The 14,862-nt window shown below is 74.0% G+C and carries 13 protein-coding genes and 2 pseudogenes; 11 read left to right on the forward strand and 4 right to left on the reverse strand.

From position 1 onward, the window contains the following. Nucleotides 1-377: pseudogene (locus ABD224_RS27450) on the forward strand (hypothetical protein); the annotation flags it as partial. A 37-nt stretch (nucleotides 378-414) separates the two neighbouring features. Here the strand turns inward: ABD224_RS27450 and ABD224_RS27455 are convergent. Beyond that, nucleotides 415-1,740 (reverse strand): PH domain-containing protein, encoded by a 1,326-nt coding sequence (locus ABD224_RS27455; RefSeq protein WP_344054674.1) that lies wholly within the window; start codon nucleotides 1,738-1,740, stop codon nucleotides 415-417. Nucleotides 1,741-1,760: 20 nt separating this feature from the next. Next, the gene (locus tag ABD224_RS27460) at nucleotides 1,761-2,264 is read right to left on the reverse strand and encodes a PH domain-containing protein (RefSeq protein WP_344054676.1); all 504 of its coding nucleotides are present in this window, start codon (nucleotides 2,262-2,264) and stop codon (nucleotides 1,761-1,763) included. Between the two features lie 31 nt (nucleotides 2,265-2,295). On the opposite strand from ABD224_RS27460, the gene ABD224_RS27465 reads away from it, so the two are divergent. Continuing rightward, nucleotides 2,296-3,447 (forward strand): NADH-quinone oxidoreductase subunit D, encoded by a 1,152-nt coding sequence (locus ABD224_RS27465; protein ID WP_344054678.1) that lies wholly within the window; start codon nucleotides 2,296-2,298, stop codon nucleotides 3,445-3,447. Here ABD224_RS27465 and ABD224_RS27470 read toward each other — a convergent pair. Continuing rightward, entirely contained in the window at nucleotides 3,412-4,473 is a 1,062-nt protein-coding gene (locus tag ABD224_RS27470; protein ID WP_344054696.1) for an SAM-dependent methyltransferase, read from the reverse strand. The two genes, ABD224_RS27465 and ABD224_RS27470, sit on opposite strands and share 36 nt — an antisense overlap. Nucleotides 4,474-4,618: 145 nt before the next feature. Between ABD224_RS27470 and ABD224_RS27475 the strand changes: the two genes are divergently transcribed. The 3 genes from ABD224_RS27475 to ABD224_RS27485 all read left to right on the forward strand — a co-directional run bounded on the left by ABD224_RS27475 (nucleotide 4,619) and on the right by ABD224_RS27485 (nucleotide 7,317). Beyond that, nucleotides 4,619-5,824 carry a sensor histidine kinase gene (locus ABD224_RS27475; RefSeq protein WP_344054680.1) on the forward strand — a complete coding sequence of 402 codons (1,206 nt, stop codon included), beginning with the start codon at nucleotides 4,619-4,621 and terminating at the stop codon, nucleotides 5,822-5,824. A gap of 130 nt (nucleotides 5,825-5,954) precedes the next feature. Continuing rightward, a complete protein-coding gene (locus tag ABD224_RS27480) occupies nucleotides 5,955-6,626 on the forward strand; it encodes a response regulator (protein WP_344054682.1) in 672 nt (223 codons plus the stop codon). Between the two features lie 58 nt (nucleotides 6,627-6,684). After that, a complete protein-coding gene (locus tag ABD224_RS27485; protein WP_344054684.1) occupies nucleotides 6,685-7,317 on the forward strand; it encodes an AAA family ATPase in 633 nt (210 codons plus the stop codon). A 27-nt stretch (nucleotides 7,318-7,344) separates the two neighbouring features. On the opposite strand, the gene ABD224_RS27490 is transcribed toward ABD224_RS27485, so the two are convergent. Beyond that, nucleotides 7,345-8,634: a threonine aldolase family protein gene (locus tag ABD224_RS27490; RefSeq protein WP_344054686.1), complete on the reverse strand. Its 1,290-nt coding sequence runs from the start codon at nucleotides 8,632-8,634 to the stop codon at nucleotides 7,345-7,347. Between the two features lie 178 nt (nucleotides 8,635-8,812). Between ABD224_RS27490 and ABD224_RS27495 the strand changes: the two genes are divergently transcribed. The 6 genes and pseudogenes from ABD224_RS27495 to ABD224_RS27520 form a co-directional block, all read left to right on the forward strand. After that, complete coding sequence (locus ABD224_RS27495) at nucleotides 8,813-9,745, forward strand: Rossmann-like and DUF2520 domain-containing protein (protein ID WP_344054688.1); 933 nt, start codon at nucleotides 8,813-8,815, stop codon at nucleotides 9,743-9,745. Next, nucleotides 9,742-10,764: a pantoate--beta-alanine ligase gene (gene panC, locus ABD224_RS27500; protein ID WP_344054690.1), complete on the forward strand. Its 1,023-nt coding sequence runs from the start codon at nucleotides 9,742-9,744 to the stop codon at nucleotides 10,762-10,764. Before ABD224_RS27495 ends, panC begins: the two co-directional genes overlap by 4 nt. Continuing rightward, entirely contained in the window at nucleotides 10,761-12,494 is a 1,734-nt protein-coding gene (locus tag ABD224_RS27505; RefSeq protein ID WP_344054692.1) for an L-aspartate oxidase, read from the forward strand. Before panC ends, ABD224_RS27505 begins: the two co-directional genes overlap by 4 nt. Nucleotides 12,495-12,499: 5 nt before the next feature. Then, entirely contained in the window at nucleotides 12,500-13,477 is a 978-nt protein-coding gene (gene nadC, locus ABD224_RS27510; protein WP_344054694.1) for a carboxylating nicotinate-nucleotide diphosphorylase, read from the forward strand. Nucleotides 13,478-13,482: 5 nt separating this feature from the next. Continuing rightward, nucleotides 13,483-14,280, forward strand: coding sequence for a type III pantothenate kinase (locus tag ABD224_RS27515; protein WP_067393881.1), 798 nt, complete (start codon nucleotides 13,483-13,485; stop codon nucleotides 14,278-14,280). Between the two features lie 163 nt (nucleotides 14,281-14,443). Further along, nucleotides 14,444-14,862, forward strand: a pseudogene (locus ABD224_RS27520) (hypothetical protein); the annotation flags it as partial.

A 14,862-nucleotide genomic window follows, 5' to 3' on the forward strand; every position in this document is an offset into this window, starting at 1 on the left:
CGGCCCCCGCGGCCCCCGCGGCCGACCCGGCACCGCCGGCCCGGTCCGTGCCGCAGCGGCCCCCCGGGCACTTCACCGTGCCGACCGCGGTGGCCGTCGTACCGCCCGCGCCCGCGCGGCGTCCGGTGGTCGAGGGCGGGTTCGACTTCTTCGGCACGAAGAGCCCCAGGAAGGGGCGGAAGGGGACGCCGTCCACCGACCTGGACTCCGTCCGGAACGAGGAGCCGGCCGGCGCGGCCGGACAGGAGGCCCTCGCCCTCCACAAGGCGGAGGCCGACTCCCCGTACAAGTCGGCCATGAGCCGGGTCGTCGACCTGACGGCCCATGACGAGACGGAGTCGATCGAGATGCCGGGGCTGCGCACCGCGGCCTCCTGACCTTTGCCGCCGGGCCGCACCCTCAGGTCATCCGGCCTCAGGTCATCCAGCGGTCCGGGCGCGCGGTCCGGCGCCCGGTGCGGGACCGCTCCGCCTGGGCCCGCAGCAGCTCCGCCGCCTCCTCGGCGTCCCGCAGACGGGCCGTCACGGTCCTGTTGGCGCCGGTGTCCACATGGACGTCGGCGACGCGCCGCGCGCGTTCCCACGGGCCCTGGGTCAGCCGTACGCTCTGCACCTTGGCGTGCGGCACCAGCGCGAGATGGCGGCACAGAAGTCCGTGCCGCGTGGCGAACACCGTGTCGGTCACGGCGATCCCGTGCCCGCGCCACCACACCGGCAGGCACCACCGGGCACGCCGCGGCGGGCGTGTCAGGGAGGTCTGCGGCGGCACCGCCGTTCCCGGCAGCACCCGTGCGACGACCGACTCGGCGACCTCGCGCGGGGCGACCGGCAGCAGCACGGAGTCGGACGACCCGGCCACGTCCAGCTCCACCCGGACCCAGTCGCGCCGCCGCCACAGCAGCGGCTCCACGAACCGTACGGTCTGCACCCGGCCGGGCGGCACCGTCTCATGGCTGCGGTCCAGCAGCCCCCGGTCGATCCGCAGCCCGTCGGGCGACTCGCTCACCGTCCAGTCGTAGGAGGCGACGAAGCGGCCCACGCTGCTGGTCACGGCCCCGCCGATCAGTGGTACCGCGGTCCCCAGCACCGTCCACGGGTTGTGGGTGACCGTCCACAGCAGCGGCGGCACGACGGCGGCGGCGAGCAGCGTCCCCCAGGTCGCGCCGCTCAGCAGCAGCGAGACGACGATCACGCGCGCGGGGACGCGCACGAGCTCCCGCGCGGGTGCCTCCCCCACCTCGTGCGCCGACTCGGGCGCGAACCCGGCCGCCCGTGCCAGCAGCTCGGCGCGCAGCGCCCGGGCCTCCTCCTCGCCGAGGAAGGCCAGTTCGTCCTTCTCGTCCGTCCCTATGACGTCGAGCTTGAGCTTGGCCACGCCCGCGATGCGGGCGAGCAGCGGCCGGGTGATGTCGATGGCCTGGATCCGCTCCAGCCTGATGTGCGCGGTGCGCCGGAACACCAGACCGGTGCGGATGCGCAGTTCGGTGTCGGTCACCGCGAAGTGCGTGAACCACCAGGACAGAAAGCCGTAGAGGGCGGCCGCGCACAGGAGCACCGCGAGCCCGGCCAGCAGGGTGGTCGTGGTCAGCCGGGTGAGCTGCCGCTGCGCCTGGTCGGGATCGTGCACGGCCCAGCCCGTGAGCACGGCGACCGGCGCCCACGCCCGCCTGAACGGGGTCACGGGGTGCAGCCGCCGCTCGATCACCGGCCGCTCGTCGCGGACGGTCTTCTCGCCCCCCATCGCTTCGCCCCCCACCGCTGTCACAACCCCGCCGATCGGGCTTCACCGAGCTCGGTGAGCCGGTCGCGCAGCCGTTCCGCCTCGGCCGGGTCGAGGCCGGGAATGGTCGCGTCGGTCGCGGCGGCGGCCGTGTGCAGCTGCACGGTGGCCAGCCCGAAGCGTCGCTCGACCGGCCCGGAGGTGACCTCGACCAGCTGCATCCGCCCGTACGGCACGACGGTCTCCTCGCGCCACAGCACACCCCGGCTGATCAGCAGGTCGTCGGCGCGCTCGGCGTACCGCCAGGAGCGCCAGTTGCGCTCGAGCAGGACCCAGCCCCACGCCATCAGCGCCAGCGGCAGCAGCGCGAACGCCGACCAGGCCGGGCCGATCAGCAGGCCCGGCAGCAGGCCCGCGGCCAGGGTGAGCAGCCCCAGCCACACCACCAGCAGCAGCCGTCGCAGCCTCAGCAGGCCGCGCGGCAGCGGGATCCACACCGGTTCGTCCCCGTCCGCCCGTTTCTCGTCCACGCTCCCCGTCTCCATGGGGCAAGCGTACGTAGGGGAGACTGGGTTCATGACTCCTACGACCCAGACCACGGTCGGGATCGGCGGCGCCGCGGAGAGCACCGACATGGTGCTCAACATCGGCCCCCAGCACCCGTCCACGCACGGCGTGCTGCGGCTGAGGCTGGTGCTGGACGGCGAGCGCATCGTGAGCGCGGAGCCGGTGGTCGGCTATATGCACCGCGGTGCGGAGAAGCTGTTCGAGGCGCGTGACTACCGCCAGATCATCATGCTGGCCAACCGTCATGACTGGCTGTCGGCCTTCTCCAACGAGCTGGGTGTGGTCCTGGCCGTGGAGCGGATGCTCGGCATGGAGGTCCCCCCGCGCGCGGTGTGGACGCGCACGCTGCTCGCGGAGCTCAACCGGGTGCTCAACCACCTGATGTTCCTCGGCTCCTATCCGCTGGAGCTGGGCGGCATCACACCGGTCTTCCACGCGTTCCGGGAGCGCGAGGTCCTCCAGCACGTCATGGAGGAGGTCTCCGGCGGCCGGATGCACTACATGTTCAACCGCGTCGGCGGTCTGAAGGAGGACCTGCCGGCCGGCTGGACCACGCGCGCGCGTGCCGCGGTCGCCGAGGTGCGCTCCCGCATGGACGTCTACGACGACCTGGTGCTCGGCAACGAGATCTTCCGGGGCCGCACCCGGGGCGTGGGCGTCCTCTCGCCGCAGGCCGTGCACGCCTACGGGGTGAGCGGGCCGGTCGCGCGCGCCTCGGGCGTCGACTTCGACCTGCGCCGCGACGAGCCGTACCTCGCCTACGGGGAGCTGCGCGACACCCTGAAGGTCGTCACCCGGCAGGAGGGCGACTGCCTGGCCCGTTTCGAGTGCCTGCTGGAGCAGACCCACAACGCGCTCGACCTCGCCGACGCCTGTCTGGACCGGCTGGCCGAGATGGAGCCGGGCCCGGTCAACCAGCGGCTGCCGAAGGTGCTGAGGGCACCCGAGGGGCACACGTACGCGTGGACCGAGAACCCGCTCGGCATCAACGGCTACTACCTGGTCAGCAAGGGCGAGAAGACCCCGTACCGGCTGAAGCTGCGCTCGGCCTCGTACAACAACATCCAGGTGCTCACCGAGCTGCTGCCGGGCACGCTGGTGGCGGACATGGTGGCGATCCTGGGGTCAGTGTTCTTCGTGGTCGGGGACATCGACAAGTAGGGCCGACAGGGCCGCCGCCCCGGACGCCCCGACCGGCTGCACCAGCCAGCCGAAGTCGCCGAACCCGCCGGCCGCGGTGAGCTCGGCCGCCTCCCCGGCACGCGCCAGGGCACGCACGTACTCCCCGGGGTGCGTGGAGGCGAGCGACAGCGGAGGGCGGGTGCCGGTGACGCCCAGGGCACGCAGGGCGTCGCGCTGGGTGAGCAGACGGGCTCCCGAGGGCCCGTGCGCGGCGCACGCGTCCAGCGCCACATGGGCCGTGATGTCGCACGACCCGTCCGGCACCGGTGCCGTCTCCCGCCCTTCCCGGAAGCCGGTGAGCGTGCCGAAGGGCGGCCGGGAGGCCGCCGTGTGCGCGTAGTCGACGGCGACCGCCAGCCCCCGCTCCACACGGGCGACCGCGGCGGCCCAGGCGGCGTCCCGGGGCAGTCCGATCTCCGCGCGCAGCCCCGGCTCGGCCGGCAGCGGCCACCAGCGTGCCAGCCATCGCGCCTCCGCCTCCGGGACCGGTTCCCCGAGCCGCTCGGTGCCGTCCTGCCGTACGAGGACGCGCCGGGGCACGCCCGCACCGTCCACCTCCGCGACCTCCACCGGCACGTTGTCCAGCCACTCGTTGGCGAACAGCAGCCCCGTGATCCTCCGCGGGGGCTCGGACAGCCATGCGATCCGGTCGTCGAGACCGCCGGGCCGGCCGGTGATCTCGACGGCGTGCACCCGCGTGCGTGCGGCCACCTCCGCGGGCAGCGCGGCGAGCACCCCGCCGGCCAGCTCGCCCCGCCCGGCCGCCATGTCCACGAAGTCCAGCGCCGCCGGGCGGCCCAGCGCCTCGTCGACCAGGCACAGCAGCCGCGCCACGGCCCGGGCGAACAGCGGCGAGGCGTGCACGGACGTACGGAAATGCCCGGCCGGCCCCTCCGGCCGCCGGTAGAAGCCGTCCGGCCCGTACAGGGCCTCCTCGGCCGCCGCCCGCCAGCCGCGCCACTCCTGCGTCGGGCCGTCCGCCGCGGCGCCCCGCGCGGCGTTCACGGTGTGCTCCTCTGTGCCGTTCGCCACCCGGCCAGACTAGGCGTACGGACAAGTGCGGCCTCCACCTTGGGGAGTACGAGAGCCCCGCGCGGATCGGCCCTCCGGTTGACTCCTGCGACCATCACGCTTTCCTACGCTGGGTGACGTGCAGCGCCTCTATGACTTCCTCCGCCGGCACCCGATGTGGGTCGACAGCTTCTGGGCGCTCGTTCTGCTCGGAATCTCCAGCGCGAACGCGGTGAACGTCAGCGGGACGCCGGACCACCACGGATCGCTCGGCGAGCTGCTGGCCGTCTCCCTGGTGCTGAGCGTGGTCGTCGCACTGCGCCGCCGGATGCCCGAGAAGATGCTGGTGCTGGCGGCGGCGACCGGTGTGGCGCAGCTGGCCCTGGACATCGAGACGACGGCGGCGGACTTCGCCATGCTGGTGATCATCTACACGGTCGCCGCGAACGGTGCCCGCTGGGCCTCCCGGTTCGCCCTGGCCGGCGGGCTGTGCGCGGCGACCGTCGCGCAGATCCGCTGGCCGGAGCCCCATGTGACCGCGCTGACCAACGTGGCCCTGGCGGTCTTCCTGACGGTGCCGTTCGCGCTCGCCTGGGTGCTCGGCGACTCCATGCGCACCCGCCGTGCCTACTTCGCGCAGCTGGAGGAGCGCGCCGCCCGTCTGGAGAAGGAGCGCGAGGCGCAGGCCAAGGTGGCGGTCGCCGCCGAGCGTGCCCGCATCGCGCGCGAGCTGCACGACGTGGTCGCGCACAACGTGTCGGTGATGGTGGTGCAGGCCGACGGCGCCGCCTATGTGCTCGACACCGCGCCCGACCAGGCGAGGAAAGCCCTGGAGACCATCTCCTCCACCGGCCGCCAGGCCCTCGCCGAGATGCGCCGCCTGCTGGGCGTGCTGCGCACCGGCGAGCACCAGGAGAGCGGCGAGTACGTGCCCCAGCCCGGCGCCGACCAGATCGCGGAGCTGGTCGAGCAGTGCCGGGAGTCCGGACTGCCCGTGGACTTCAGGATCGAGGGCAGCCCGCGCCCGCTGCCCAGGGGGGTCGAGCTCACCGCGTACCGCATCGTGCAGGAGGCCCTGACCAACACCCGCAAGCACGGCGGGCCGGACGCGAGCGCGAGCGTGCGCCTGGTCTACTTCGACGACGGCCTCGGTCTGCTCGTCGAGGACGACGGCAAGGGCGCCCCGCAGGAGCTCTACAAGGACGGCGGTGCCGACGGCCAGGGCCACGGCCTGATCGGCATGCGCGAGCGCGTCGGCATGGTCGGCGGCACTCTGGACGCGGGCCCGCGCCCCGGTGGAGGCTTCCGCATCAGCGCCCTGCTGCCGCTCAAACCGACGCAGTGACATGACCGCGCGCCGCACGCCCCCGTCGTCCCTTTCACCACCCTTCTCACGCCCTGCCCACCCCCCCTGCTCACCCCCTTTCACGTCCCTTGCTCTTCCCACCCGCCGACCACAGGACGGAAGGATCACGATGACGATCCGCGTGATGCTCGTCGACGACCAGGTGCTGCTGCGCACCGGATTCCGGATGGTGCTCGCCGCCCAGCCCGACATGGAGGTCGTCGCGGAGGCGGGCGACGGCGCCGAGGCCCTGCAGGTGCTGCGCTCCACCGAGGTGGACGTGGTGCTGATGGATGTGCGCATGCCGAAGCTGGACGGTGTGGAGGCCACCCGCCGCATCTGCTCCGGGCCCAACCCCCCGAAGGTGCTGATCCTGACCACCTTCGACCTCGACGAGTACGCCTTCTCCGGGCTGAAGGCGGGTGCCTCCGGGTTCATGCTCAAGGACGTGCCGCCCGGCGATCTGCTCGCCGCGATCCGCGCCGTGCACAGCGGTGACGCCGTGGTCGCGCCCTCCACCACCAGGCGACTGCTCGACCGGTTCGCGCCGATGCTGCCCAGCGGCGGCAAGGAGCCGCAGCACAAGGAGCTGCAGCGGCTCACCGAGCGCGAGCGCGAGGTCATGGTGCTGGTCGCCCAGGGCCTGTCGAACGGCGAGATCGCCGCCCGGCTGGTGCTGTCCGAGGCGACCGTGAAGACCCATGTGGGCCGGATCCTGACCAAGCTGGGCCTCAGGGACCGGGTGCAGGTGGTGGTCATGGCCTACGAGACCGGTCTCGTCCGGGCCGGCGGACACGGCTGAGCGGAGCGGGCGGACGCCGGCAGGGGCCGGCAGGGTCCCGGCTCGGTAGGGTCTGCGCATGCTCCTGTGGATCAACGGTCCCTTCGGGGGCGGAAAGACACAGACCGCGTACGAGATCCACCGCCGCCTGCCCGGCAGCGTCGTCTGCGACCCCGAACACGTCGGCTTCGGTCTGCACCGCACGCTCCCGCCCGCGCTGCGCGGTGATTTCCGGGAGCTGGTGTCCTGGCGGCAGGGTGTGGTCGAGGTCCTGGACCTGGCCCTCACCCGGCACAAGGGGGTGGTGATCGCCCCCATGACCGTCACCGACTCCGGCCACTTCGCCGAGACCGTCGGTCGGCTGCGCGAACTGGGGCACGACGTCCGGCACTTCACCCTGCTCGCGGGACGCGGGACCGTGCTGAGGCGGCTGCGGGAGCGCGGCCTGGGGCACCTGCTCGCCCGCATCGCGGGCAGAAGCGCCGGCCCGGGCCGGGAGTCCTGGGCCGTGCGGCAGCTCGACCACTGCCTCGAGCGGCTGCGCGAGCCGGAGTTCGCCGAGCACCTGTGGACGGACCACGTGACCGTGCCGGAGACGGCCGACCGGATCGCCGCTCTGGCCGGCCTGGCGCTGAGGCCCGACACCGACGGCCCGCTGCGGACCCGGCTGCGGCAGGCGAAGGTGGGCGTCCGTCACATCCGGTTCGACTGACGGCCGGCACCGGTACCGCCCGAGCGGTCACCCGCCCTCGCCGACGTGCTCCTCCGGCTCCTCCGGCTCTTCCCGTCGTTCCTCCGCCCGCTCCTCCGTCTGCTCCTCCGTCTGTTTCCCCGCCTGTTCCTCCAGCCGGGCCGCGAACTGCGCGACCGCGATCCGCACGTCGTTTGGCGTCCAGTCCAGGCCGGCGGCCCGCACGGAGACCTCGGTGAGGGACAGACCGGGGCCCGGGGAGCGCCAGCCGCCCGCGAAGAGCATCGTGCCCGTCTCCTCGGCGGTCCGGACCGCCGCCTCGGCGGCCACACCGGCCTCGTACGGCAGCCAGACCTGGAACTCATGGGTGTGCGGCACCTCGGGGTGCACACGCGCCCACGGCAGCCCCGCCGCGGCGAGGCCCTCGCGCAGCGCGGCGGCCACCACGCGCGCGTGCCGTACGTACGCGGGCAGACGGGGCAGCTCCCGCTCCAGGCCGGCCAGGGCCGACAGGGCCGTGGGGAACTGCTGGAAGACATCGCCGCCGTACCGGTGCCGCCAGGCCCTGGCCTCCTCCACCAGGTCCCCCGGGCCGGCGAGCGCGGCGCCGCCGTAGCCGTCGAGGGACTTGTAGAACGACACGTACACGCTGTCGGCCAGGTCCGCGATCTCCTCCAGCGGGCGGCCGAAGTGCACGGTGGACTCCCACAGACGCGCACCGTCGAAGTGCACCACCGCGTCACGCGCGTGTGCCGCTTCGACGAGCCCGGTGAGCTCCTCCCAGGTGGGAAGGAGGAAACCGGCGTCCCTGAGCGGCAGTTCGAGCATCAGCGTCCCGAAGGGCTCGTCGAGGCCGTGCACCTCCTCGGCGGTCGGCGGCCGGGGCGCGCTCGTCACCCGCACCGGACGCAGACCGGAGACCTGGCTGAGGGCATGCCTCTCGTGCACCTCGGGGTGGGACAGGGCGTGCAGCGCGACCGCCGGGTTGCCGGTGCGGCCCGCCCAGCAGCGCAGGGCGACCTGCTGGGCCATCGTGCCGGTCGGGAAGAAGGCGGCGGCGTCCTTGCCGAGCAGCCGGGCGACCTTCCGCTCCAGGGCCTCGACGACCCCGTCGCCGTACAGGTCCGACGGCTCGTCGAGGTCGTGGAACTCCTCCGCCCGCTCCAGCAGCGCCAGCCGCTCCCGGAGCGTCCCCAGGAACCCGGGGCGTGCGAGCACCCGTTCCGCGTTCCGGTGGGCCTTCGCACGCCGTGCGCGCAGCCGTTCGCGCTGCTCCTCGCACCCTCCGTCCGGGAGTCGCTCCTCCTGCCGGCCGTTCCGCTCCGCCCCGTCGGTCATGTCCGGGATCATCGCGGATCGCCGTGTGCGCCGACTGCGGCGGGCACCCGGATTTCCCGCCGGGTTCGTGGGGAAACCCACAGCCTGTGGACGGACGAACGTCCCCGGAACCGATCGCGTTAACATGACGAGAAATCGTCCGGTACCCGTAGCGGACTGGAACGGAAGGCGCCGTCGCGTGAGTACACATCAACAACCGGACCCCAGGGACCGCCCCGCGCGGCTCACCGTCGGCGTCGTGGGTGCCGGCCGGGTGGGCCCCGCGCTCGCCGCGTCCCTCCAGCTCGCCGGGCACCGCCCGGTGGCCGTGTCCGGGATCTCCGACGCCTCCCGGCGACGCGCCGAGCAGATGCTCCCCGGCGTGCCCCTGGTGCAGCCCGCCGAGGTGCTGCGCCGGGCCGACCTGGTGCTGCTGACCGTCCCCGACGACACCCTGCCCGGACTGGTCGCGGGCCTGGCCGAGACCGGAGCGGTGCGCCCCGGACAGCTGCTGGTGCACACCTCCGGCCGGTACGGCACGAAAGTGCTCGACCCCGCCCTGCGCGCGGGCGCGCTGCCGCTGGCCCTGCACCCGGCGATGACCTTCACCGGCACCCCCGTCGACGTGCAGCGGCTGGCCGGGTGCTCCTTCGGCGTCACCGCGCCCGAGGAACTGCGGACGGCCGCCGAGGCCCTGGTCATCGAGATGGGCGGCGAACCGGAGTGGATCGCCGAGGAGATGCGCCCGCTGTACCACGCGGCGCTCGCCCTGGGCGCCAACCACCTGGTGACCCTGGTCGCCCAGTCCATGGAGCTGCTGCGCCGGGCCGGTGTCGAGGCCCCCGACCGGATGCTCGGCCCCCTGCTCGGCGCCGCCCTGGACAACGCCCTGCGCTCGGGCGACGCGGCCCTGACCGGCCCCGTCGCACGCGGGGACGCCGGCACGGTCGCCGCCCACGTCAGCGAACTGCGCCGGCACGCCCCGCAGACCGTCGCCGGCTATCTGGCGATGGCCCGCGCCACCGCCGACCGCGCGCTCGCCCACGGCCTGCTCAAGCCCGAACTCGCCGAGGACCTGCTGGGAGTACTCGCCGGCGGTGCCGGCGTACCCGAGAACGGGGAAGACCGATGAGCCGTCGCACGTTCGAACTCGCCTCCACGGTGGACGACCTGGAGCGCGTACGCGCCCGCCGCACGGGCTCCGGACGCACCGCCGTCGTCATGACCATGGGCGCCCTGCACGAGGGCCACGCCACCCTGATCCGCACGGCCCGCACCCATGTCGGCGACCAGGGTTTCGTGATCGTCACCGTCTTCGTCAACCCGCTGCAGTTCGGCCCGGGCGAGGACCTCGACCGCTACCCGCGCACGCTGGAGGCGGACCTGAAGATCGCCGAGCAGGCGGGCGCCGACGTCGTGTTCGCGCCGTCCGTGGAGGAGGTCTACCCGGGCGGCGAACCCCAGGTCCGGATCAGCGCCGGCCCCATGGGCGAACGCCTGGAGGGAGCCTCGCGCCCCGGGCACTTCGACGGCGTGCTCACCGTGGTCGCCAAGCTGCTGCACCTCACCCGTCCCGACGTGGCCCTGTACGGCCAGAAGGACGCCCAGCAGCTCGCCCTGATCCGCCGTATGGTGCGCGACCTGAACTTCGGCGTGGAGATCGTCGCCGTGCCGACCGTGCGCGAGGACGACGGCCTGGCCCTGTCCAGCCGCAACCGCTACCTCTCCCCGCGGGAGCGGCGCACCGCCCTGGCGCTCTCCCGGGCCCTGTTCGCGGGCCGGGACCGGCACGCCGCCCAGGAGGCACTGCGGGCGCGGGCCCGCGAGGTGCCCTGCACACCGGCGCGCGCCGAGGCCCTCAGCGCGCTCGGGGAGTCCCGCGCGGCCGCCGACGCCGCCGCCGTCGCCAAGGCGTCCCCCGGCGCCGCCTCCGCCGTCCGCGCGGCCGCCCAGCTGGTCCTGGACGAGGCCGCGCGTCTCGACCCGCCGCTCGAACTCGACTACCTGGCCCTCGTCGACCCGTCCGACTTCACCGAGATCGACGACGACTTCACCGGCGAGGCCGTCCTCGCCGTCGCCGCCCGGGTCGGGACGACCCGGCTGATCGACAACATCCCCCTCACCTTCGGAACCCTCGGAGCCTCCTCGTGACCAGCACAGGCATACGACTGCACGCACCCGCGCCCGGGTGGTCCATCACCGCGGACGTCGTGGTCGTCGGCTCCGGGGTGGCCGGTCTGACCGCCGCGCTGCGCTGCGAGGACGCCGGTCTGACGACGGTCGTGGTGACCAAGGCCCGTCTCGACGACGGCTCCACCCGCTGGGCCCAGGGCGGCATCGCGGCGGCCCTCGGCGAGGGGGACACCCCCGAGCAGCACCTGGACGACACCCTGGTGGCGGGCGCGGGCCTGTGCGACGAGGAGGCCGTACGGCTGCTCGTCACCGAGGGGCCCGACGCCGTACGGCGGCTGATCTCGACCGGCGCACACTTCGACACCGACGACGAGGGCGGCATCCAGCTCACCCGCGAGGGCGGCCACCACCGCCGCCGCATCGCCCACGCGGGCGGCGACGCGACGGGCGCGGAGATCTCCCGGGCGCTCGTCGAGGCGGTACGCGCACGGGGCGTGCGCACCATCGAGAACGCGCTCGTCCTGGATCTGCTCACGGACGCCGACGGCCATGCCGCGGGCGTGACCCTGCACGTCATGGGCGAGGGCCAGCACGACGGCGTGGGCGCCGTGCACGCGCCCGCCGTGGTCCTGGCCACCGGCGGCATGGGCCAGGTCTTCTCCGTGACCACCAACCCGTCCGTGTCCACGGGCGACGGCGTGGCGCTCGCCCTGCGCGCGGGGGCGGAGGTCTCCGACCTGGAGTTCGTGCAGTTCCACCCGACCGCGCTGTTCCTCGGCGCCGACGCCGAGGGCCAGCAGCCGCTGGTCTCCGAGGCGGTGCGCGGCGAGGGCGCCCACCTGGTCGACGGCGACGGCGTGCGCTTCATGGTGGGGCAGCACGAACTGGCCGAACTCGCGCCCCGGGACATCGTCGCCAAGGGCATCATGCGGCGGATGCGGGAGCAGGACGCCGCGCACATGTTCCTCGACGCCCGGCACTTCGGCGCGCGGATGTGGGAGCAGCGTTTCCCGACCATCCTGGCCGCCTGCCGCGCCCACGGCATCGACCCGGTCACCGAGCCCGTCCCGATCGCCCCGGCCGCCCACTACGCCTCCGGAGGCGTGCGCACGGACTCCCGCGGCCGGACGACCGTGCCCGGCCTGTACGCGTGCGGCGAGGTGGCCTGCACCGGCGTGCACGGCGCCAACCGGCTCGCCTCCAACTCCCTGCTGGAGGGGCTGGTCTACGCCGAGCGCATCGCCGCCGACATCGCGCGGGAGCGGGCGGCCGGCGGCCTTGCCGCGCGCGTGGCGCTGCCCGTCGCGCACGCCGGCCGGGATGCGCACCCCCTGCTCCCCTCCGAGGCCCGGTTCACGATCCAGCGGATCATGACCGAGGGCGCGGGCGTCCTGCGCTCCGCCGCCTCCCTGGCCACGGCCGCCGACCGGCTCGAGCGGCTGCACACCGAGGCCCGCGAGGCCCTGGAGGAGAACGGCAAGACCCCCGAACCCGGCGTCGACACCTGGGAGACCACCAACCTGCTGTGCGTGGCCCGCGTCCTGGTCGCCGCCGCCCGGCTGCGCCGGGAGACCCGCGGCTGCCACTGGCGCGAGGACCACCCCGGGCGCGACGACACCCACTGGCGCCGCCACATCGTCGTACGGCTGAATCCGGACCACACGCCGGCCCTGAGCACCACGGACGGCGCAGACTTCCCCCCGACCCGTCCCGAGGCCCCCGCGCCCCCGCGTTCCCAGGAGCAGTGACCCACGTGAGCACCGAAGACCTTCCCCTCGCCTCGAACGGCTGCTGCGGCGGCGGCTGCGCCTGCGGCGCGGACGCCGGCGAGGAGTACCCGGAGTGCGGGCTCGACCCCGCCCTCGCCCGGCTCCTGGCGGACGCCGGACTCGACCCCGTCGAGGTCGAGGACATCGCCAACGTCGCCATCCAGGAGGACCTCGCCGGCGGCGTGGACGTCACGACGGTCGCGACCATCCCCGAGACGGCCGTGGCCACCGGTGACTTCGTCGCCCGCGAGGCGGGCGTCGTGGCCGGTCTGCGCGTGGCCGAGGCCGTGCTGTCGGTCGTCTGCACGGACGACTTCGAGGTCGAGCGGCACGTCGAGGACGGCGACCGCGTCGAGGCCGGGCAGAAGCTGCTGTCGGTCACCACGCGCACGCGTGACCTGCTGACCGCCGAGCGCAGCGCGCTGAACCTGCTGTGCCACCTGTCCGGCATCGCGACCGCCACGCGCGCGTGGGCGGACGCCCTGGAGGGCACCAGGGCGAAGGTGCGCGACACCCGCAAGACCACGCCCGGGCTGCGCTCGCTGGAGAAGTTCGCCGTCCGGTGCGGCGGCGGCGTGAACCACCGGATGGCGCTGTCGGACGCGGCCCTGGTGAAGGACAACCACGTGGTGGCCGCCGGCGGGGTCGCGCAGGCCTTCAAGGCCGTGCGGGAGGCGTTCCCCGACGTGCCGATCGAGGTCGAGGTGGACACCCTGCACCAGCTGCGCGAGGTCGTGGACGCCGGGGCCGACCTGATCCTGCTGGACAACTTCACGCCCGGCGAGTGCGAGGAGGCCGTGGCGATCGCCGGCGGCCGGGCGCTGCTGGAGGCCTCGGGCCGGCTCACCCTGGACAACGCCCGTGCCTACGCCGAGACCGGTGTCGACTTCCTGGCCGTGGGGTCCCTGACCCACTCCTCGCCGATCATGGACATCGGCCTGGATCTGCGCGAGGCGGAGTAGTGACCATGCTCCTGACGATCGATGTCGGCAACACGCACACGGTCCTGGGACTGTTCGACGGGGAGGACATCGTCGAGCACTGGCGCATCTCCACGGACCCGCGCCGCACGGCCGACGAGATGGCGGTGCTGCTGAACGGTCTCATGGGCATGCACCCGCTGCTCGGCGAGGAGCTGGGCGACGGCATCGACGGCATCGCGGTCTGCGCGACCGTGCCGTCGGTGCTGCAGGAACTGCGGGAGGTGACCCGGCGCCACTACGGCGACGTGCCCGCGGTGCTCGTCGAACCGGGCGTGAAGACGGGGGTGCCGATCCTGTTCGACAACCCCAAGGAGGTCGGCGCCGACCGGATCATCAACGCGGTGGCGGCGAACGAGCTGTACGGCGGGCCGGCGATCGTCGTCGACTTCGGCACGGCGACGACGTTCGACGCGATCAGCGCGCGCGGGGAGTACGTCGGCGGGGTCATCGCGCCCGGCATCGAGATCTCCGTGGAGGCGCTGGGCGTCAAGGCGGCGCAGCTGCGGAAGATCGAGGTGGCCCGGCCGCGCAGCGTGATCGGCAAGAACACGGTCGAGGCGATGCAGGCCGGCATCATCTACGGGTTCGCCGGGCAGGTCGACGGGGTGGTGCGCCGGATGGCCCGGGAGCTGGCCGACGACCCGGACGACGTGACGGTGATCGCGACGGGCGGGCTGGCGCCGATGGTGCTGGGCGAGTCCTCGGTGATCGACGAGCACGAGCCGTGGCTGACGCTGATCGGACTGCGGCTGGTGTACGAACGGAACGTGTCGCGCCTCTGAGCCGCCCGCGAGCCCCTGAGCCCGCGAGCCCGCGAGTGCGCGCGCCTGCGGGTTTGCGGGTCCCAGGTCCCGGACCTCGGGCGCGGGAAGAGTGCCCGGCCCGGAACGGCTCCGAGCGCGTGCCATGCGCCCGATTTGTCCGATTGGCGCGTATGGTCGGGCCATGCCCACGCCACACGGAACCCGCGGCGGCATGGCGTTCGGTGCGGAGGAGCTGCGTGTGCTCCGCCGCGCCCTCGCCCTCGCCGTTCACTCCCCTTCCGCCGGAGCCGAGGACGTACGGGACTGTCTCCGGCTCGCCGAGTCGCTCGACGAGGCCATCCGCGAGGGCGTCCGGCTGCGCGCGTTCCTGCTGGCCGACCTCGCCCGCTACCGTGCCGCCCTCCCCGGCACGGCGGCCGCCTATCTGGCCCTGCTCGAGGAGTGCCTGGAGACCGGCCACCGGCCCACTCCCGACGACGTGACCGCCCTCCAGGCCCTGAGCGGCAACCCGGCCGCCGCCTCCCTCCTGCCCAGGGCCCGCGCGACGGTCCCGACGGCCCGCACCGCCCCGGCCGGACGGGCCGCGTGGACGGCGGCGGC

It is taken from the genome of Streptomyces thermoalcalitolerans, from assembly GCF_039525155.1.
In the GTDB taxonomy this organism is placed as follows: Bacteria; Actinomycetota; Actinomycetes; order Streptomycetales; family Streptomycetaceae; genus Streptomyces; species Streptomyces thermovulgaris.

Coding starts and splice junctions, on each gene's coding strand:
- ABD224_RS27460 (WP_344054676.1), bottom strand. CDS start 2,264: ATGGAGACGGGGAGCGTGGACGAGAAACGGGCGGACGGGGACGAACCG.
- ABD224_RS27465 (WP_344054678.1), top strand. CDS start 2,296: ATGACTCCTACGACCCAGACCACGGTCGGGATCGGCGGCGCCGCGGAG.
- ABD224_RS27490 (WP_344054686.1), bottom strand. CDS start 8,634: ATGACCGACGGGGCGGAGCGGAACGGCCGGCAGGAGGAGCGACTCCCG.
- ABD224_RS27480 (WP_344054682.1), top strand. CDS start 5,955: ATGACGATCCGCGTGATGCTCGTCGACGACCAGGTGCTGCTGCGCACC.
- ABD224_RS27515 (WP_067393881.1), top strand. CDS start 13,483: ATGCTCCTGACGATCGATGTCGGCAACACGCACACGGTCCTGGGACTG.
- ABD224_RS27485 (WP_344054684.1), top strand. CDS start 6,685: ATGCTCCTGTGGATCAACGGTCCCTTCGGGGGCGGAAAGACACAGACC.
- ABD224_RS27455 (WP_344054674.1), bottom strand. CDS start 1,740: ATGGGGGGCGAGAAGACCGTCCGCGACGAGCGGCCGGTGATCGAGCGG.
- panC (WP_344054690.1), top strand. CDS start 9,742: ATGAGCCGTCGCACGTTCGAACTCGCCTCCACGGTGGACGACCTGGAG.